Source organism: Geothrix oryzae, from assembly GCF_030295385.1.
Taxonomy (GTDB): domain Bacteria; phylum Acidobacteriota; class Holophagae; order Holophagales; family Holophagaceae; genus Geothrix; species Geothrix oryzae.
Map to the genome: position 1 here is coordinate 2,218,356 of NZ_AP027079.1, position 18,261 is coordinate 2,236,616.

Below are 18,261 nucleotides of genomic sequence, written 5' to 3' on the forward strand. Positions count from 1 at the left end.
ACACCATGGATGCAGGTGGTTCCAAGGGTGGGATGAAGTCCGACATCAACGTCACGCCCCTCGTGGACATCGTGCTCGTGCTGTTGATCATCTTCATCGTGATCACGCCCGCCGTGAACGACAGCGTGAAGCTGCCGCTCTCCAAGCACAGCCCGAAGGTGGAGAAGGACCAGGGTGCCAAGTACCTCACCCTGATGCTGGCCTCCAAGCGCAACGCCAAATATGAAGTGATCGGCCCCGGTGCCGTGACCATCGACGACCGGGAAGCCAAGGACGAGCGGTTCTTCATCAACAACGAGGCCGAACGCCAGAAGCTCGAAGACTACATCAATCGCAATGTCTCCCAGCTGAACGACAAGCGCGTGTTCGTCAAGGCCGATGCCGACCTTCCCTTCAAGTACATCAATGACCTGTTCCAGTCCTGCCGGAAGGGTGGCGCCGACGAGGCCTCCATCGTGACCAGCGAAGTCAAGGACACGGACAAGAAGCCGGAAGGGGGCAAGTAATGGACGCCGGTGGTGCCAAGGGCAAAGCCAAAACCGATATCAATGTCACCCCCCTGATCGACATCGTGCTGGTGCTCCTGATCGTGTTCATCGTGATGGTGCCCGGCCTCAGCAGGGCCATGAAGGTGGTGGTTCCCCAGGTCCAGGTGACCTCGGCCCCGCCCAAGCCCGATCCGAACAACATCCTGATCCAGGTGGACCAGGACGGATCGCTCATGCTCCAGTCCGAGAAGATCGACGCCGAGGGCATCAAGAGCAAGCTCCCCGACGCGGTCATGCTCCAGCCCCTCAACTACCGGAAGGTCTTCCTGAAGGTGGACGAGGATGTGAAGTACCAGGTCATGGTGGATGTGCTCGATGCCATCCGCGTGGCTTCGGACTCGGCCAAGAAGAAGTCTCTGGAACAGCTCGACAAGTTCCAGGGCCAGGACGGCGGCGATGTGAAAGTGGCCGTCTCCCTGAAGCGCCGGGCCGCCGCTGCGACCGCACCGGTCAGCTAGAACGCTTCAACGACGACGAAAAGGGCCCCGATCGGGGCCCTTTTTCATGCCCGGCGCCGGTGACCGAAGAGGGTGCCGTAGGTCACGCCGGCAACGGTGATGAGCACCCCGGCCAAGCCGAAGGCCGTGGCGCGTTCGCCGAGCAGCGGCACGGCCAGCAGGAACTGGACGATGGGCAGCAGCTGGAGCCAGACCGCCGCCTCCGACACGGACAAGGTGCCGTAGGCCTCCGACATCAGGAGCTGCCCCCCGTAGGCCAGGAGACTCATCAGGACCGCCAGACCCCAGATGCCGAAGGCTCCCCCCAGACGGGGCCAGGGGTCCAGGGCGAAGGGCAGCACCACGGGCAGGCCCGCCAGGCAGAAATAGAAAAAGATGGTGGCCGCGTTTTCCGTGTGCCGGGCCGCCCGGATGGCGTTGGCGCTGGTGGCCGCGAAGACCGCCGCCGCCAGCGCCGCCACCCCGCCCCGGCCCAGGCTCAGTCCCGCATGGCCCTGCCCCAGCACCAGCACCACGCCCAGGGAGGCCGCCAGCACCGCCAGCCAGAGGTGGATCGTGGGGCGCTCCTGGAAGAGGAACAGGGACATCACCACCGCGATCACCGGGAACACATTGTAGAGAATGCCCGCCTCGCCGGCGGGCATGTGGGCCAGGGCGTAGAAGTAGAGCACCACCACGGCGCCGCCGGACAGGCCCCGGGTCACCAGCAGCCGGTAGTTGCTGGGCCGGTAGAGGCCCGGCAGCAGCCGGAAGGCCGCGAGGCTCGCCAGGGCCCCGACCACGAAGCGCAGCACCGCCAGATGCCCGGCCGTGAACCCCGCGCCGGGCAGCGTGAGCTTCCGCGCGAGAATGGCCATCAACCCGAAGCAGACGGCGGAACCCGCCAATTCCGCCCGGGCCACCAGGCGGCGGCGGGACAGGGCGGCGGTGGCGGCGGGCATGTCCTCCATCCTGCCGTGAATGCCGCCTTCAGGTCAGGGGTTGTACGCCCCTTGCGGAAGGTTCAGGCCCGCGGCGTGGAAGGCCGACTGGAGGGCCCCTCCCCGGAAGGCCCCGCGGTCCGCGGCCTCCAGGTGGTCCAGCAGGTGGGACAGGTTGGCGCCGCTGGGCACCGCGGGCACCCCGAGCTCCGCCGCCAGCTGGGGCAGGGTCAGGTCGTCCAGGAAGGTGCCCTCCTCCCGCACCACGGCGCCCCGCAGGGTGTACTGGTCGGTGGGGCCCGTGTGGGTCCTCAGGCTGGCGGAAGGCACCACCACGGCATCCACCCAGCCGGGACCCCCCTTGGCCTCGCGGTCGGCGTGGGCTGCGTACTTCAGGTCCTCGCCGCAGAGCAGGCCCGCCACGGTGACGCTGTCGCCGAAGCTGAAGTTCTGGGCGGGCACCACGCGCAGATGGCTGCCCACGGCCCGGTTCAGTTCGGCGGCCACGCGGGAGAGCGTGGGCGCGAAGCTCGACCCCGTCAGCAGCAGCACCCGGCGGCCGGCGAACCCCTTCGCCCGGGGGCTCTTGATGAAGCGGCGGCTGTGTTCCAGGAAGCGGCGCACCAGGCCCACCCCGTTTTCCAGCTGGGCCCAGGATTTCGAGTAGAAGGCCCGGCCCGGCACCTCGATGCCCGCCCGGGTGAACCATTCGTCCGCCAGCAGCAGCCAGGGCTCGCCGTCGCTGGCCTTGGCGTATTTCCGGACCTCCGGCGTCCAGCGGGCCACCCAGTCCCGGGCGAAGGCCGCGTCCACATCCTGCACCGAAGGCAGGTGCTCCCGGTGAGTCGTGAGGCCCACGGGCACGCAGGACAGGCTCAGCACGCTGCCCCGCCCCGCACGATGACGGGCCCAGAGGTCATCCACGGTCTGCTGCCAGATGGCTCCATCGTTGAGTCCCGGCGCCACCACAGCCTGGGTGTGGACATCGATGCCGCCCTCCAGCAGCCGGTCGATCTTGCGGAGGATGTCGCCCTCCCGGGGGTTGCCCACCACCCTCACCCGGGCCGCGGGGTCCGTGGCGTGGACCGACACATGGATGGGGCTCAGGCGCTCGCGCACGATGCGGTCCAGCTCGGCATCGTCGCTGCTCGACAGGGTGGTGAAGTGGCCGTAGAGGAAGGACAGGCGGACATCCTCGTCCTTCAGGTAGAGCGACTTGCGGAAACCCTTGGGCATCTGGTGCACGAAGCAGAAGACGCAGTTCTGCTTGCAGACCTTGACCTCGTCCTGGGCCAGGTCCACCCCGATGCCCTCGCCGCCGTTCTCCACGAAGGCCTCGAACGAGCTCCCGTCCGGCCGCTGGACGAGCAGCGCCGCCTCGTCCTCCCGGGTGATGAGGAACTGGTAGTTCAGCTGGTCCAGCACCGCCTCGCCGTGGATCTCCAGCAGGGTGTCTCCCGGACGGATCCCGGCCTCCTCGGCCAGGCTGCCGGGTTCCACGGTGATGATCTGTACGCCCTTCTGTGCCAATGCGCCGCTCCATGCTCCGGATTCCCTGGCGGGAATCCGGAGATAGATTGTCTCATTCGAAAGGCTCTATGGCTTTTCCTATTCTCCGGCCCCCCCAGGGCCGGAGCCAAGCTCAGGCGGTCGCCTTCGCCTGTTTCCGCGCCTCGACCACCTTGTCGGCATCCCGGCCGACCAGTTCCTGCAGGTGGTGGAAGGCCCAGGTGAAGGAGCCGACACCCATGGTGAGGCTGCGGAGTTCCACGATGACATCGCTCATCTCGGCCTGGGGGATGTAGGCGGAGACCACATCCCAACCGTTCCAGCCAGGCTTGGCGTCGAAGCCGAGGACCTGGCCTCCGCGCCTTCCCGTCACCAGGCGCTGGGCCTTGGGCGTGAACTCGCTGGGGACGCTGATGTGGACCTCGGAGATGGGCTCCAACAGCACGGGATGGCAGACGGGGGCGGCCTCGGTCATGCCGATGCGGGCGGCCGTCTTGAAGGCCATGTCGGAGCTGTCCACGGTGTGGTAGCTGCCGTCCACCAGGGCCACATGGATGTCCACGACCGGGAAGCCCAAGGGGCCCCGCTTCATCCACTCCACCACGCCGTGCTCGACGGCGCCGAAGAAGTTCTTGGGCACCACACCGCCCACGATGCGCTCCTCGAACTGGAAGCCGGTGCCGCGCGGCAGGGGCTTGATCTCCAGCCACACATCGCCGAACTGGCCATGGCCGCCCGTCTGGTGCTTGTGGCGGCCGTGGACCTTGGCGGCCTTCGTGAAGGTCTCCCGGTAGGGGACCAGGGGGGGATGCTGCTGGACATCGAGGCCGAAGCGGCTCTTCAGGCGGTCCAGGGCGCACTTGAGGTGCACCTCGCCCTGACCCCAGAGGATGCGTTCCTGGGTCTCGGCGTTCTGCTCCACCTGCAGGGAGGCGTCCTCCTCGCAAAGCTTCTGCAGCGCGAGGGAGAGCTTCACATCGTCGCCGCTCTTGGTGGTGTGCAGGCTGAGGGCCAGCATGGGCTGGAGGGGCTCCGGCCAGGCCAGCTCGACCTTGGCGGAAGGCGTGAGGGCCTCGCTGGTCTTCACTTCGTCCATGCGGCCCAGGGCCACCACCTCACCCGCCGAGGCCTTCTGCTGCTTGATCTGCTGGGCGCCGAACAGGCGGTTGATGCCGCTCACGCGGTTGCCGGCCAGGGAGGTGCCATCGACCACCTCGCCCCGCCACACGCGGGAGATGCTGAGCTTGCCCACATGCTGGGCATGGACGGTCTTGAACACCTGCACCAGGGCGTCCTTGCCCTCGGGGAGCCCCAGGCGCCTGGCCGTGGCGTCCACCCGCGGGGCCTCTTCGCAGAGGGCCTGGAAGAGCCGTCGGACACCGGTGTCCTTGTCGGCGGAGCCGAAGAAGACGGGCACCAGCAGGTCGTCGCGCACATCCTTGGCCATGTCCTCCGCCACCTCCTCCAGCGTCGGCACCATGTCGCTGAGCAGCTCCTCCATGAGGTGGTCGTCGAAGTCGGCCAGCTTCTCCAGCATCTGCTGGCGGGCCTCCCGCTCCTCGGGCAGCACGGACTCGGGCATCTGCAGGAGGTCCGCATCCTTGTCGGCCTCGTACCGGTAGGCGTGCTCGCTGATGAGATCGACATAGCCCGTGACCTGGTCGCCCTCGCGGATGGGGACCTCCACCAGGACCAGCGGCCGCTCCGAAATGATCTGCAGGGCGTTGAGGGCGTCCTTGAGCTTCGAGGCGCTGCCGGGGGCCTCCATCTTGTTGATGAAGACCACATGGGGAATCTGGTGATCGTCGAGGAACTTCAGGGCGGGCGCGGCCATGAGGGCCCGGGCCGGATCGGGATCGCAGACCACCACGGCGATGTCGGCGGCCATGAGCGCGTGGACCGTCTCCTGCCGGAACTCCACGGAGCCGGGGCAGTCGATGAGGGTCCAGGCCTCACCCTGGAACTCGCATGAGGCCAGGCTGGCTTCCACGCTCATCTGGCGCGCCTTGGCCTCCATGGAGGCGTCGCCCACGGTATTCCCCTCCTTGACGGAGCCCTTGCGCGGCAGCGCGCCCGCCGCGAAGAGAAGGCTCTCCATCAAGGAGGTCTTTCCAGAGAGGTAGGGACCCACGATGGCCGCTACGCGTGGAGTTGACTGAGAATTTCCGCTCACAGTGCCTCCTGATTGTCTGGTTCCATGTTGGACCGCCCCAAGTGTTCCGATCTGCCGTAACGCTGGCAACACAAAAAACAACCGCCTCGGAAAAGGCGGCTTAGGTCACAAATCCTGACGGCGCTGCACCCTTCTCTGGTCTTTTTTTAACCACACAGGACACAGAGGGCGCAGAGGATAACGGGGTCGCCCGTTCCGCCCTCTTCGCCCTCTGCATCCTCTGCCGTTACCTCTTCACTAGTTTCTCAGCGGCTTGCCGGTCTTCAGGATGGCGTCCATGCGGGCCTGGGTCTTCTCGTAGCCGCACAGACGGGTGAAGGCCTGCCGTTCGAGTTCGAGGATGCGCTCCTCGGTGATCTCCTGCACGAGGCTCACATCCCCGCCGCACAGGATGTTGGCCAGCTCGCCCATGATGACGGCGTCGTGCTCGCTGGCGAGGCCCTGCAGCTGGAAGTCGCGCACGGCCATCTTGAGGGCTTCGCTGCCCCCCCGACCCGGCAGGCGCAGGGTGCGCTCCTTCACCGGCTGGAAGTCCGCGGCCATCTTCAGGACCTCCTGCTTGGCTTCGTGCAGCAGGAAGGCCTTGTTCATCACGCGGCGGTCCGTGCGGCGCAGGTAGCCGTTGCGCTGGGCCTCGTCGAAGCTGGTGTTCACATTCGCCGTGCCGATGGCCTGGAAGGCCGCCTTCACCTTGGGCATGGGGCCCAGCTCGCCCTTGGCGGCCATGGCCTCTTCCATGCGGAGCAGCATCTGGAGGCAGCCGCCGCCCGCCGGGATGACGCCCACGCCCACTTCCACCAGACCGATGTAGAGCTCGGCGTGGCCCACCGTCCGCTGGCAGGCCATGGTCATCTCGCAGCCGCCGCCGAGGGCCAGGTTGAAGGGCGCCGACACCGTGGGGAACGGGGCGTAGGTGAGCATGCGGCCGGCGTACTGCAGGCGCCGGGCCACTTCCTCGATCAGGTCGAACTGCTTGTCCTTGGCCGCGTTCAGCACCATCACCAGGTTGGCGCCGGCGCTGAAGTGCTGGCCCTGGTTGCCCAGCACCAGTCCCTTGAAGCGACCGGGCACATGCTTCTGGACGGTGTCCTCCATCAGGCCGATGATGCCGTCATCCAGGGCGTTCATCTTGCTGCGGAAGCTGAGGCAGGCCACATCGTCGCCCAGATCGTAGAGCTGGCAGCTGCCGTTCTCCGCGATCACCTTGCCCCGGCCCTCCTCGCGCTTGAGGATGATCACGCGCCGGTCTTCGAGGATGGGATCGTAGGCCAGGGTCTTCGGATTGAGCTGGGCCACGGGGACGCCGTGCTCCCAGCGGTAGAAGCTGGTGATGCCCTTGGCCAGCATCTGCTCGACGAGCGGCGCGATGGGCTGCTCCTCGAACCGCATGCGGGCCGCGACCCGCTCGACGCCCAGGGTGTCCCAGGTCTCGAAGGGCCCCAGCTCGAAGGCGAAGCCGTTCTTGATGGCGCGATCCACATTGAGGGGGCCATCCGTCACCTCGCCCAGCCGGTTCACGGCGTAGGTAAGGTTCGGCGCGATGCAGCGCCAGGCCAGGCGGCCGGCTTCGGTGTCGCTGGTGAGCAGCGTCTTCACCTTCTCCGCCGGATCATCGAGACCCTTCAGCTCCTTCAGGATGGGCCAGTCCCGCTTCACCTGCGGGATGTACTCGCGGGTGGCGGGATCCAGGGCCAGGAAGGTCTTCTTGCCCTTGGCGTCCTTGGGGCCCTTCTTGAAGAAGCCCTGCTTCGTCTTGTTGCCCAGGAGCTTGTTGTCCAGCATGTACTGGAGGAACTCCGGGAATTTGAAGGTGTCGCGCACCTCGTCGTTCGGGCAGAGGTCGTAGACATTCTTGGCCGTGGCCGCGAGGATGTCCACGCCCGCGAGATCCGCGGTCCGGAAGGCCGCGCTCTTGGCCCGGGCCGCCGCATCGCCCAGCACCGAATCCAGCACCTCGAAGGGGATCTTCTCGGCCAGCGCCATGTGCAGGGTGGCCATGATGCCGTGGATGCCGATGCGGTTGCCGATGAAGGTGGGGCTGTCAAAGGCCGGTACCACCTCTTTGCCGAGGGCCTCCTCCAGCCAGGTGCGGAAGGCCAGGGCCTCCGCCTCGTCCACTTCGGGGCCCTTCACGAACTCCAGCAGCCGCAGGTAGCGCACGGGGTTGAAGAAGTGGGTGATGACGAAGTGCTTCCGGAAGGCGTCGGTCCGCCCCTCCACCAGCAGCTTCAGCGGAATGCCCGAGGTGTTCGAGGTGACCCAGGCGCCCGCCTTCAGCTGGGGCTCCAGGCGGCCGTACAGCTCGCGCTTGATGGCCAGATCCTCCTTCACCACTTCCACCACCCAGTCGCAGTCCGCCAGACGGTCGAGGTGGTCGCGCAGGTTGCCGGGCCGGATCTTCTTCAGGAAGGAGGCGTGCATGGCCAGCGCCGGCTTGGACTTCGCCAGCGCCGCCAGGGCGCCCTCCGCCAACTTGTCCGGCGCCGCCTCGTCGATGACGATGTCCAGCAACTCCACCTGGCAGCCCGCCGACGCCACATGCGCCGCGATGCCCGAGCCCATCACGCCCGATCCGAGGACTCCGATCTTCTTGATGTTCATGTCCAACCTCCTGATGTCGATTCGCGTGGTTGGATCAGAGCTTCTCGATGATGGACGCGATGCCCTGGCCGCCGCCGATGCACATGGTGGCGATGCCGTACCTGCCGCCGTCGGTCTCGAGGCGGTTGAGCAGGGTCGTCAGGATGCGGGCGCCGCTGGCGCCGAGGGGGTGGCCGATGGCGATGGCGCCACCCCAGGCGTTCACCTTCGCCAGGTCGTAGCCGCCCTCGCGGATCACGGCCAGGCTCTGCGCGGCGAATGCCTCGTTCAGCTCCATGGCGTCGATCTGGTCGAGCTTCAGGCCGAAGCGGTCCAGCGCCTTCCGCACGGCGGGCACCGGGCCGATGCCCATGCGGTCCGGCTCCACGCCGGCCACGGCCCCGCCGAGGATGCGGGCGCGGGCCTTCAGGCCGAGGGACTTCGCGAGGCCCTCTTCCATGACCAGCAGGAAGGCGGCGCCATCGGTGATGGGCGAGCTGTTGCCGGCGGTGACGCACCCGTCGGCCAGGAAGGCGGGCTTCAGCTCGCCCAGCTTCTCCAGGCTGGTGTCGGCGCGGACGCACTCGTCCTGCTTGAGGGTGACGGGCTTGCCGTCCAGCCCCTTGGCCTCGAAGCGGACCACCTCGTTCTCGAACTTCCCGGCCTTCCAGGCGGCGGCGGCCTTCTGGTGACTCTGGTAGGCGAACTCGTCCTGCTCCTTGCGGCTGATCTTGTATTCCTTGGCCAGGTTCTCAGCCGTGATGCCCATGGAGCAGTAGGCCTCGGGGTAGGTCTCGGCGATGAAGGGATCCACGCTGGGGTTGAACCCCATCATGGGCACCTTGGACATGCTCTCCACGCCCCCGGCGAGGAAGAGGTCGCCCTGGTTGGCCATGATGGCCCGGGCGGCCATGAGCATGGTTTCCTGGCTGCTGCCGCAGAAGCGGTTGATGGTGGCGGCGCCCGCGGTGATGGGCAGGCCCGCGCGGAAGCTGACGAGGCGGGCCATGTTCATGCCCTGTTCCCCTTCGGGCATGGCGCAGCCCACCAGCACATCCTCCAGCCCCGACCAGTCCTTCAGGAGGGGCTTGATGGCCTCGATCACGACCGCGCCCAGCTGTTCGGGACGGGTGGCGGCGTAGGAGCCCTTGATGCCCCGGCCGACGGGAGTGCGCTTGGCTTCGACGATGACTGCGGATCGCATGGGTCCTCCGGTGACGATGGTTTGGAGATCTGGGAATCCGCTGAGCCTAGCACCCGCCGGAATCGGCGGAAGCACTTACCGTAGGTCAACGGGAGCGTTCCGGCCGGGAGCCATTCAAGTCAAGATGGGAGAACTTCCGGGACACCCCATGGCCGCCTCCACCACCCCTCTGGAACCTCTGCTCGCCGAATGCCGAAAGGTGATCGTGGGCCAGCCCCAGCTGCTGAACCGCCTGCTGGTGGCCCTGCTCTGCCGCGGCCATGTGCTGCTGGAGGGCCTGCCCGGCCTGGCGAAGACGCGCACCATCAAGACGCTGGCCTCCGCCAGCCACACCAGCTTCCGCCGCATCCAGTTCACGCCGGACCTGCTGCCCAGCGATGTGGTGGGCACCCTCATCTTCGACCCCAAGCAGCTCACCTTCACGCCCAAGCGGGGCCCCATCTTCGCGAACCTGCTGCTGGCCGACGAGATCAACCGCGCCCCTTCCAAGGTGCAGGCCGCCCTGCTCGAGGCCATGGAGGAGCGGCAGGTGACCCTGGGTGACGAGAGCTTCCCCCTGCCCAACCCGTTCCTGGTGCTGGCCACGCAGAACCCCCTGGAGCAGGAGGGCACCTTCCCCCTGCCCGAAGCCCAGATGGACCGCTTCCTCTTCAAGCTCCGCGTGGACTATCCCAAGCAGGAGGAGGAGATCGAGGTGCTGCGCCGGGCCCACCTGAATGGCGATGAGGTCCGGCCGGTGGTGGACGGCCCCGGCCTGCTGGCGGTGGGTCGCGAGGCCGAGCAGGTCCGGCTCGACGAGGCCATCCGCTCGTACATCGTGCGGCTCGTCCAGGCCACCCGGCCCGGCCACGGCAAGGCCTGGAAGGGCAAGGAGCTGCTCCGCTGCGGCGCCAGCCCCCGGGCCTCCCTGGCCCTGCAGGCCTCCTCGCGCGCCCTGGCCTACCTCCAGGGCCGCGACCATGTCCTGCCCCAGGATGTGGTCGACCTGGCGCCCGATGTGCTGCGCCACCGCCTGCTCCTCACCTTCGAGAGCGAGGCGGACGGGGCCACCACGGACCACGCCATCGCCCAGCTGCTCCAGGCCGTGCCGAGGCCCTGAGCTTCCGGCGAGGGCCCGCCCGGGATTCCGATCGCTCCTCCTTAACGGGTTGACCCGGGGGTGGTCCGAGGGGCAGACTGGCCCTTGGCCCTGGCGCCGGAAAGGAGGTTCGATGGGACGACAAGCCGACCTCTCCGAACCTCCGTCGAGTTGCGCCGCCCGCTAAGGCGGCACCTCTACGCTCTTCCGGCTCCCCCGAATCCGCACCCTGAACGGGATGTCGGCGCACCCGATCGCGCCGCATCCATCCGATCGGACCGGCCATGATCCACCGCTTCCTCGACACAGTCTGGGGCCAGGCGATGAACCTGTTGACGGCGCCCATCCGGCACCGTCGCTGGATCGACCTGCTCGTGCTGGCGGCCCTCGTCGGCACGCTGGCGGCGCTCTGGCTGGTGGGGAAGGAATGGACCGCCGTCCAGCGGCCCACGGTGGAGATCGCCCTGAGCGCCTGGGCCCTGCCCAAGTACCTCCTGCTCTCCCTCATCCGCGCGATCGCCGCCTATATCGTGTCGCTTGCCTTCACCCTCGTGGTGGCCTACTGGGCCGCCAAGGATCCGATGGCCGAGCGCATCCTGGTGCCCATCCTCGACATCCTCCAGAGCGTGCCCCTGCTGGCCTTCCTGCCGCCGGTACTGCTGCTCATGCTGACGATCTTCCCCCACAGCAACATCGGGCTCGAGCTGTCGGCGGTGCTGCTCATCGTCACCTGCCAGGCCTGGAACATGGCCTTCAGCTTCTACCAGTCCCTGAAGACGCTGCCCAAGGAGCTGGAGGAGACCTCCAGCCTCTATGGCTTCACCTGGATCCAGAAGCTCCGCTGGGTCGAAGTCCCCTTCGCCACGCCCGGCCTGGTGTGGAACTCCATGGTGAGCGTGGCGAACAGCTGGTTCTTCCTCATGTCCGCCGAGGCCTTCCGCGCCGGCAACAAGAACTTCCAGCTCCCCGGCCTGGGTTCGTACATGAACACGGCGGTGGAGCAGGGGAACACCCGCGCCCAGATCTACGCCATCCTCACCATGCTCCTGCTGGTCGTGCTGCTGGATCAGCTGGTCTGGCGGCCCGTGGTGGCCTGGTCCCAGCGCTTCCAGGTGGATGAGGGCGCCGAGGTGGATCCCGGCGACAACTGGCTGCTCCGCCTCTTCCGGCGCTCGCGCCTCCTGAAGTGGCTGGAGCGCCGCAGGAACCAGCGCCTGCACCTCCGGACCCCCAGCCCGGCCATCATCCGCAAGGCCCAAGAGGAATTCCGGCGTCCCGGCCGGCTCGGGTCCTGGGTGGCCACCTCCGCCATGCTCGGCGCCCTCGCGCTGCTGGCGCTGGGGGGAATTTCCGTGGTGCAGCTCCTGGCGGAAGTGAGCGGCGCCAAGTGGCTGACCCTGCTCAAGGCCGGTGCCGCCTCCCTCTCCCGCGTGCTGCTCTCCACCTTCCTGGCCACCCTGTGGACCCTGCCCGTGGGCCTGTGGATCGGCATGTCCCCCAAATGGTCCCGCCGGCTCCAGTCCGTGGTGCAGGTGGCCGCCTCGTTCCCCTCCTCCCTGCTCTTCGCCACCCTCATCCTGCTGTTCCAGTCGATGGGCATCGGCCTCGGCGTGAGCTGCGTCCTGCTGATGGTGCTCTCCACCCAGTGGTACCTGCTCTTCAACATCATCGCGGGGGCCCAGGCCATTCCGTCGGATCTCCGCGAGGCGGCCACGGCCTATCGGATGTCCCTCTGGAAGCGCTGCTGGAACCTCTACTTCCCAGCGGTGTTCCCCTTCCTGGTGACGGGCTGGGTGACCGCCACGGGCGGCGCCTGGAACGCGAGCATCATCACGGAGATCGTGACCGCCAAGCAGCAGACACTCCGGACCTTCGGCTTGGGCGCCGAGGTGGTACTGGCCACGGAGCAGGGCTCCATGCCCCACCTGGCCGCCAGCGCCCTGCTCATGGCCGCCCTGGTCGTCCTCTTCAACCGTCTCGTCTGGGTGCCCCTCTACCGCCTGGCCGAAACCCGCTATGCGCTCAACCGCTGAGGTGGACATGCAGCAGCCCTACACCTCCCCCATCTGTGAACTCCGCGGCGTCCAGATGCGCTTCCCCGGCCCCAGGGGCGGCGTCCAGCGCGTGCTCGAGGACATCCGCCTCGATGTGCGCCCGGACGAGATCCTCTGCCTCATCGGCCCCAACGGCTCCGGCAAGTCCACGCTGCTGCGGCTGCTCGCGGGCCTCATGCCGCCCACCCAGGGCGAGGTCCGGCACCACGGCGAGAAGCTCGACGGCCTGAACCCAGGCGTGGCAATGGTCTTCCAGAGCTTCGCCCTCTATCCCTGGATGACCGTGGAGGAGAATGTCCGCGTGGTGCTGCGCGCCCGCGACATGCCCGAGGGTGAAGTCCGCGAGCGGGCCCACCAGGCCATCCGGAAAGTGGGTCTCGAGGGGTTCGAGGAGGCCTTCCCCCGTGAGCTCTCCCGGGGCACCAAGCAGCGCGTGGGCGTGGCCCGGGCCCTGGCCGTGGACCCCGAGATCCTCGTCATGGACGAGCCTTTCAGCCAGGTGGACGCCCTCACGGCGGAAGCCCTGCGGGCCGAGATCATGGACATCTGGGCGGACAAGGAGCGCAACCCCTCGGCCATCGTCATGGTGAGCCAGTCCATCCGCGAGGCCCTGCTCATGGCCGACCGTGTGGCCATCCTCTCCGGCAGCCCCGGCACGCTACGGACCGTCGTCGAAGTGCCCATGCCCCGGCCCCGGGACAGCCGGTCGCCGGAGTTCATGAAGCTGGTGGACCACCTCCACGACATCTTCACCAGTGCGGAGCTGCCGGATGTGCAGGTCACCGCGCCCGTGCCCAGCGCCGCCGCGCAGGATGACCAGGTGGAACCCCTGCCCATGGCCCAGAGCGGCGACATCCTCGGTCTGCTGGAATTCCTGGAGACCCAGGGCGGCACCAGCGACCTCTTCCAGGTGGCCTCGCACACCCATGTTCCCTTTGAAAAGGTGCTCACCACCGTGAAGGCCGCCGAGATGCTGGACCTGGTGGACACCCCCAAGCGCGCCGTGCTGCTCACCCCCCTCGGCAAGCGGTTCGTGAACGCCAACATGGACGACCGCAAAGACCTGTGGCGGGCCCAGCTCCTGGAACTGCAGCTCTTCCGCGTCGTGCAGGAGATGATCCACCTGGAGGATGGCGAACTGTCCGAGGAGACCCTTCTCCAGGAGCTGGCCACGCGCCTGCCCATGGAGGACCCGGAGAAGACCTTCGAGACCCTCGTCGCCTGGGGCCGATTCGGAGAGCTCTTCGCCTACCGCGAGGAACGGGGCGTCCTCACGCCGGAGTAGCCATGCGAATGTTTCGGACCGCCTTCCTGGGCCTCGCCCTGCCTGCCCTCCTGGCGGCGCAGGGCCCTGTACCCGAGCTGCTGGGCCTCCAGGCCACTCTCATCGGCCAGGACCTGCGGCCCTTCCCCAGCCCCTACGCGGGGCCGAACAGCCTCACGGGCGGCGGGGACCGGGCCGTCACGCAGACCTACGGAGCCTACTTCGGAGTCCAGCTCACGACCCGCTTCCAGGTCTACCTGGATGTGGAGCTGTTCCGGGGATCGGGCGTCGGGAAGACCGTCGGCCTGGCCGGCCTGCCGAATGGGGATGCGGTGCGCCAGGGTTCCGGCGACCTCGGGCAGAGCCCCTATCTCGCCCGGCTTTTCGGCCGCTGGACCTTGCCCCTGGGAGGAGCCGAGGAAACCATCGGCCGCGCCATGGACCAGCTGCCAGGGCGGGTTCCCGCCCGGCGCCTGGTTCTCACGGCAGGCAAACTGGCCGCCAACGATCTGTTCGACACCAGCGCCTTCGCCGGCGCGCCGCGGACCCAGTTCATGAACTGGAGCCTGTTCAACGCCCCGGCCTGGGACTTCGCGGCCGATACCCGCGGCTACACCCGTGGCCTGGCCGCGGAGCTGTACCAGCCGGGCTGGGCCCTGGCCCTGGGCCGTTTCCAGATGCCCACCGAGGCCAACGGCAACCAGCTCGACGCCGACCTGCCCCGGGCCCACAGCGACAATGTCCAGCTCACCCTCCAGCCGGACGGGGGCCCCGTCATCCGCCTGCTGGCCTTCGCGAACCACGCCCGGATGGGCGACTACGCGGCGGCCCTCGCCGGGGCCAACACTGGGGCCAACACCGGGGTCAGCACCGGGGTCAGCACCGGGGCCAGTGCCGGAGCCCCTGACATCACCGCCACCCGCCGCCCCGGCCGCGCCAAACGCGGCTGGGTGCTGAACCTGGAGCGGCCCCTCGACCCCGAAGGGGCGCAGGGTTTGTTCCTCCGACTGGCCTCGAATGACGGCCGCACCGAATCGTTCGCCTTCACCGAGGCCGATCGCTCGCTCGCCTTCGGAGGCCAGGCCCGGGGCCGGGGGAGCGAGGACCGGTGGGGCCTGGCGCTCTCCATCCAGGATCTGTCCCCCGGCCACCGGGCCTACCTGGCCGCGGGCGGGCAGGGCTTCGTCCTGGGCGATGGCCGGCTGGCGGCCGCCCGCGAGCAGGTGGTCGAGGCCTACTATGCCTGGGCGCCCCGGCCCTGGCTGCGGCTGTCGCCCGACCTGCAGTGGATCCGCAACCCCGGCTACAACCGCGACCGGGGACCGGCCAAGGTCCTGGGCCTTCGGCTGCGCCTCAGCGTCTGACCTCCGGTTCGCCGATCGCCACGGGCGGCGCGAAGGCACAGGCGGCGATGCCGGCCAGCACCAGGAGCGTGCCGACGCCCTGCAGGGGCCGCACCGATTCGCCCAGCAACAGCCAGCCCAGGATCACCGTGGCCACGGGCTGGACCATCAGGCCCATGGCGCCCAGGTTGGTGGGCACATGGCCCATGCCCCAGGTGATGAGCCACCAGGCCACCACCTGCACCCCCAGCCCGAGCCCTGCTAGGGCCCACCAGGCCTGGGGCGGGTACCCGTGGAAGGCCTCTCCCTGGGCGAGGCCGAGCGCCCCGAATCCCGCCGTGCAACAGAGGATGACCCAGAACAGGGCCTCGGGCGCGCTGAGGTCGCGCCGGGCCCGCCCCAGGGCCAGGGTGAAGGCGCCGTAGGCGAGGGAGGCCAGGGCGCCAAGCAGCTCGCCCAGGCCCGTGCCCCAACGGGCCCCCTTGGCGAAGCCCAGCACCAGGGCTCCCGCCAGGGCGAGGACCACGCCCAGCCAAAACCGCTTCCGGAGCTTCGCCCCCATCCAGGTCACGGAGACGACCGCCACCCAGATGGGCGCCAGGGCCACCAGGAGCGTGGAGTTGGCCGCGCTCGTGTGGTGGAGGGAGGTGTGCCACATCCAGAGATCCGCCACGAAGCAGATCCCCGCCACGGCCGCCCAGAGCCGGGCCCGGCCCGCGCCGGGGCCCCCGCTTCCGCGGGCGCGCCAGGCCAGCCAGGCCACGGGCGGCAGGGCGATGGCCATGCGGTAGAAGCCGATGGCCAGCGGCCCCGCGGGGGCGGACCAGCGCACGAGCATGGCCGCGAACCCCAGCAGGGAGGCCCCGAGCACCAGGGCCGTCAGCCCCCTTGCGTCCGGCGTACCCGGCGTCACCGTTTCAGACATGGCTCCAGCCTCTCCGCGGGAGGATCAACCCGCAAGGGCCTCGGCGACCCGGTCGGCCAGGGTCGAAGCATCCACGGGCTTCAGGAGGAACCCCGAGATGCCGAGCTGCTGGAGCCGGATCAGGCTGGCGTCGTCCCGGTGGGCCGAGACCACGAGGATGGGCAGATCCTGGAGCGCCCCGTCCTCCCGGCAGGCGCGGATCAGGCTTTCGCCGGGGCAGGCCGGCATGAGGAAATCGGCCAGGAGCAGGTCCACGGGCGTCACCCGCAGCACCCTCAGCACCTCGAAGAGCGAGGTGGGCTCCACCTCCACCGTCTCGAAACCCTTGGCCCGCAAGGCGGCCGCGGCGAAGGCCCGAACCAGTCGGCTGTCGTCCACGATGGCGATTCGGGGCATGAGAACTCCTGCACCTCTCTATCGTCCCCTCGGCGGGGACCTTCAACAATGACCGATCTGAGGGTCATCAACCCGGCCGGCCCTCAGTTGGCCCAGCGGGACACCTGCTCCCAGACATCCTCGTCGCGGGCCGGGCCGTTCAGCAGGATGGCGAACACGCGAACCTGGCCGTCGAGGGTCTGGAGGTATCCGCAGAGGCTCGTGACGCGGTCCAGGTGCCCGGTCTTCACCCGCACCCGGCGGGTGAGGTTGGCGTCCTTCACCTTCAGCTTCCAGGGCTCGCCCCCGATGATCTTCAGCGACGCCACGAATTCGGGCCCCACCTCGAAATCGTAATAGGCGCCCCGGAGGATGGTGGCCAGGGTGCGGGCCGACAGCCGGTTGTCCTTGCTGAGGCCCGAACCGTCCGTGATCTGGATGGCCTCCGGCCCCAGGTTGAAGGCCGTGCGGTAGAAGGCCTGGATGCGCTGGACCCCCCGGGGCCAGGATCCCGCGCCGAACCGGCGCACCAACATCTCGATCATGAAGTTGTTCGACCACTTGTTGATGTCGAGCACCAGGGCGCGCAGCGGCGGCGAGGTCCAGGAGGCCAGCTTCCTAGGCGCGTCCAAGAGGTTGGCCCGGCCCTCCACGGCGATGCCGGTCTCCTGCAGGATCTTCTGGATGGTCTCCCGGGCCAGTCGGTCGGCATCCGCCGCCAGGCGGCCGTTCTCGTCCCGGTTGAAGTTCACGGAAAGGGCCCGCACCTCGGGCAGCGTGTCGGCGGAGGTGTTCTCCCATCCCGGCGGCTCGCGCTGGGCGTCGAAGGCGCTCTGGTCTAGCCGGATGCCGCCCGCGACGCGCCGGATCCCCTGCTTCTTCAGCGACTGGGCCAGCAGCCAGATGCGCTCGCTGGTGAAGAGGGGGTCGCCATCGCCCTTGAAGGTCAGGTCCCCCTGCACCACCCCGTCCTTCAGATCGCCCCAAACCTCGGTCTCGATCGTGGAATCCGGCTTGAGCGTCTTGAGGAGCGCGTAAGTGGTCACCGCCTTGGTGGTGCTCGCGGGCACCAGGGCCTGGGTTTCCCGGTGGCGGTCCAGAGCCTTGCCGGTTTCCGCATCCCAGATTCCCGCGGACACGGCGATGCCCCGGGCCTCCAGGCCCCGGACCCAACCCCGGAAGTCCTGGGCGCCCAGGGCGAGGGCCGGCACCAGGAGGGCGGTCAGCACTTTCAGGTTCATGCACCCTCACAGTTTCGGGGAGGTGGGCGTCCCCGGGGTGGCGCCAGGCTTGGTCCCGGTCTTGCTCCGGTCATCACCCGAGGTCGCGCCTGACGCCGCGCCCGAGGCCGCCCCCGGGGCTCCGCCGGGGCCGAACCCCAGCAGGTTCTGATCGGCGGTGAAGAGCCAGTCGTGATACAGCTCCTTGTTCTGGTAGATGCGGAAGCTGTCCTTGATGCTGCGGCTGCGCACGCCGACGATGGGAAGCCCCTCGGTGTTCCCCGAGGCCCCGGGCTGGACCTGGGTGATGAATTCCCAATCGCCCGCGGCGGTCATCGGATCCTTGTACTTCTGCCGCAGGATGCGGGGCCGGACCTTCATGACTTCCTCGAGATCCGTGGGGTAGCGGCCGTTCTTGGCGAAATACACCCGGAGCGCCGTGGCGACGGCCTCGCCCCGGAAGATCAGCTCGGCCTCGTTCTCCCGCTGGACCTCCGCGCTCACCAGGGGGCCGATCTTCAGCAGCATCACGCCCATCACCACGATCATGGCCAGGGCCAAGGCCATCGTGAATCCATGCTGGGAACGGGGGGTGGGCATGGGAGCTCCG

General features: G+C 68.4%; 15 protein-coding genes. 6 read left to right on the forward strand and 9 right to left on the reverse strand.

Going from position 1 to position 18,261, the window contains the following annotated elements; all coding sequences use genetic code 11:
• The first annotated feature begins 5 nt into the window (after positions 1 to 5).
• Together QUD34_RS10265 and QUD34_RS10270 are read left to right on the forward strand one after the other, a co-directional pair.
• Positions 6 to 506 carry an ExbD/TolR family protein gene (locus QUD34_RS10265; RefSeq protein ID WP_286353609.1) on the forward strand — a complete coding sequence of 167 codons (501 nt, stop codon included), beginning with the start codon at positions 6 to 8 and terminating at the stop codon, positions 504 to 506.
• Positions 506 to 1,006 (forward strand): ExbD/TolR family protein, encoded by a 501-nt coding sequence (locus tag QUD34_RS10270; protein WP_286353610.1) that lies wholly within the window; start codon positions 506 to 508, stop codon positions 1,004 to 1,006. Before QUD34_RS10265 ends, QUD34_RS10270 begins: the two co-directional genes overlap by 1 nt.
• 44 nt (positions 1,007 to 1,050) lie before the next feature.
• Here QUD34_RS10270 and QUD34_RS10275 read toward each other — a convergent pair whose 3' ends face one another.
• From QUD34_RS10275 to QUD34_RS10295, 5 genes are all read right to left on the reverse strand, one after another.
• Complete coding sequence (locus QUD34_RS10275; RefSeq protein ID WP_286353611.1) at positions 1,051 to 1,947, reverse strand: DMT family transporter; 897 nt, start codon at positions 1,945 to 1,947, stop codon at positions 1,051 to 1,053.
• Positions 1,948 to 1,980: 33 nt separating this feature from the next.
• Positions 1,981 to 3,456: a DUF512 domain-containing protein gene (locus tag QUD34_RS10280; RefSeq protein WP_286353612.1), complete on the reverse strand. Its 1,476-nt coding sequence runs from the start codon at positions 3,454 to 3,456 to the stop codon at positions 1,981 to 1,983.
• A gap of 112 nt (positions 3,457 to 3,568) precedes the next feature.
• Complete coding sequence (locus QUD34_RS10285) at positions 3,569 to 5,608, reverse strand: elongation factor G (RefSeq protein ID WP_286353613.1); 2,040 nt, start codon at positions 5,606 to 5,608, stop codon at positions 3,569 to 3,571.
• A gap of 237 nt (positions 5,609 to 5,845) precedes the next feature.
• On the reverse strand, positions 5,846 to 8,209 hold the full coding sequence (locus QUD34_RS10290) for a 3-hydroxyacyl-CoA dehydrogenase/enoyl-CoA hydratase family protein (protein ID WP_286353614.1): 2,364 nt from the start codon (positions 8,207 to 8,209) through the stop codon (positions 5,846 to 5,848).
• A gap of 34 nt (positions 8,210 to 8,243) precedes the next feature.
• A complete protein-coding gene (locus QUD34_RS10295; RefSeq protein ID WP_286353615.1) occupies positions 8,244 to 9,392 on the reverse strand; it encodes a thiolase family protein in 1,149 nt (382 codons plus the stop codon).
• A gap of 148 nt (positions 9,393 to 9,540) precedes the next feature.
• Here QUD34_RS10295 and QUD34_RS10300 point away from each other — a divergent pair, with 148 nt between their 5' ends.
• From QUD34_RS10300 to QUD34_RS10315, 4 genes are all read left to right on the forward strand, one after another.
• A complete protein-coding gene (locus tag QUD34_RS10300) occupies positions 9,541 to 10,491 on the forward strand; it encodes an AAA family ATPase (RefSeq protein WP_286353616.1) in 951 nt (316 codons plus the stop codon).
• A 263-nt stretch (positions 10,492 to 10,754) separates the two neighbouring features.
• A complete protein-coding gene (locus QUD34_RS10305; RefSeq protein ID WP_286353617.1) occupies positions 10,755 to 12,503 on the forward strand; it encodes an ABC transporter permease subunit in 1,749 nt (582 codons plus the stop codon).
• Between the two features lie 7 nt (positions 12,504 to 12,510).
• Positions 12,511 to 13,809, forward strand: coding sequence for an ABC transporter ATP-binding protein (locus tag QUD34_RS10310; RefSeq protein WP_286353618.1), 1,299 nt, complete (start codon positions 12,511 to 12,513; stop codon positions 13,807 to 13,809).
• Positions 13,810 to 13,811: 2 nt separating this feature from the next.
• Positions 13,812 to 15,152: a carbohydrate porin gene (locus tag QUD34_RS10315; protein ID WP_286353619.1), complete on the forward strand. Its 1,341-nt coding sequence runs from the start codon at positions 13,812 to 13,814 to the stop codon at positions 15,150 to 15,152.
• Here QUD34_RS10315 and QUD34_RS10320 read toward each other — a convergent pair.
• From QUD34_RS10320 to QUD34_RS10335, 4 genes are all read right to left on the reverse strand, one after another.
• Positions 15,142 to 16,056 carry a DMT family transporter gene (locus tag QUD34_RS10320; RefSeq protein WP_286353620.1) on the reverse strand — a complete coding sequence of 305 codons (915 nt, stop codon included), beginning with the start codon at positions 16,054 to 16,056 and terminating at the stop codon, positions 15,142 to 15,144. The two genes, QUD34_RS10315 and QUD34_RS10320, sit on opposite strands and share 11 nt — an antisense overlap.
• 24 nt (positions 16,057 to 16,080) lie before the next feature.
• A complete protein-coding gene (locus QUD34_RS10325) occupies positions 16,081 to 16,452 on the reverse strand; it encodes a response regulator (RefSeq protein ID WP_286353621.1) in 372 nt (123 codons plus the stop codon).
• 83 nt (positions 16,453 to 16,535) lie between these two features.
• Positions 16,536 to 17,672 carry a D-alanyl-D-alanine carboxypeptidase/D-alanyl-D-alanine-endopeptidase gene (locus QUD34_RS10330; RefSeq protein ID WP_286353622.1) on the reverse strand — a complete coding sequence of 379 codons (1,137 nt, stop codon included), beginning with the start codon at positions 17,670 to 17,672 and terminating at the stop codon, positions 16,536 to 16,538.
• A gap of 6 nt (positions 17,673 to 17,678) precedes the next feature.
• Positions 17,679 to 18,251 carry a hypothetical protein gene (locus QUD34_RS10335; protein WP_286353623.1) on the reverse strand — a complete coding sequence of 191 codons (573 nt, stop codon included), beginning with the start codon at positions 18,249 to 18,251 and terminating at the stop codon, positions 17,679 to 17,681.
• Between the last annotated feature and the right edge of the window lie 10 nt (positions 18,252 to 18,261).

What these genes read in the sequence shown, in the direction of transcription:
- QUD34_RS10265 (WP_286353609.1), top strand. Translation starts at nt 6, where the DNA reads ATGGATGCAGGTGGTTCCAAGGGTGGGATGAAGTCCGACATCAACGTC.
- QUD34_RS10270 (WP_286353610.1), top strand. Translation starts at nt 506, where the DNA reads ATGGACGCCGGTGGTGCCAAGGGCAAAGCCAAAACCGATATCAATGTC.
- QUD34_RS10275 (WP_286353611.1), bottom strand. Translation starts at nt 1,947, where the DNA reads ATGCCCGCCGCCACCGCCGCCCTGTCCCGCCGCCGCCTGGTGGCCCGG.
- QUD34_RS10290 (WP_286353614.1), bottom strand. Translation starts at nt 8,209, where the DNA reads ATGAACATCAAGAAGATCGGAGTCCTCGGATCGGGCGTGATGGGCTCG.
- QUD34_RS10295 (WP_286353615.1), bottom strand. Translation starts at nt 9,392, where the DNA reads ATGCGATCCGCAGTCATCGTCGAAGCCAAGCGCACTCCCGTCGGCCGG.
- QUD34_RS10300 (WP_286353616.1), top strand. Translation starts at nt 9,541, where the DNA reads ATGGCCGCCTCCACCACCCCTCTGGAACCTCTGCTCGCCGAATGCCGA.
- QUD34_RS10305 (WP_286353617.1), top strand. Translation starts at nt 10,755, where the DNA reads ATGATCCACCGCTTCCTCGACACAGTCTGGGGCCAGGCGATGAACCTG.
- QUD34_RS10310 (WP_286353618.1), top strand. Translation starts at nt 12,511, where the DNA reads ATGCAGCAGCCCTACACCTCCCCCATCTGTGAACTCCGCGGCGTCCAG.
- QUD34_RS10315 (WP_286353619.1), top strand. Translation starts at nt 13,812, where the DNA reads ATGCGAATGTTTCGGACCGCCTTCCTGGGCCTCGCCCTGCCTGCCCTC.
- QUD34_RS10320 (WP_286353620.1), bottom strand. Translation starts at nt 16,056, where the DNA reads ATGTCTGAAACGGTGACGCCGGGTACGCCGGACGCAAGGGGGCTGACG.
- QUD34_RS10325 (WP_286353621.1), bottom strand. Translation starts at nt 16,452, where the DNA reads ATGCCCCGAATCGCCATCGTGGACGACAGCCGACTGGTTCGGGCCTTC.
- QUD34_RS10330 (WP_286353622.1), bottom strand. Translation starts at nt 17,672, where the DNA reads ATGAACCTGAAAGTGCTGACCGCCCTCCTGGTGCCGGCCCTCGCCCTG.
- QUD34_RS10335 (WP_286353623.1), bottom strand. Translation starts at nt 18,251, where the DNA reads ATGCCCACCCCCCGTTCCCAGCATGGATTCACGATGGCCTTGGCCCTG.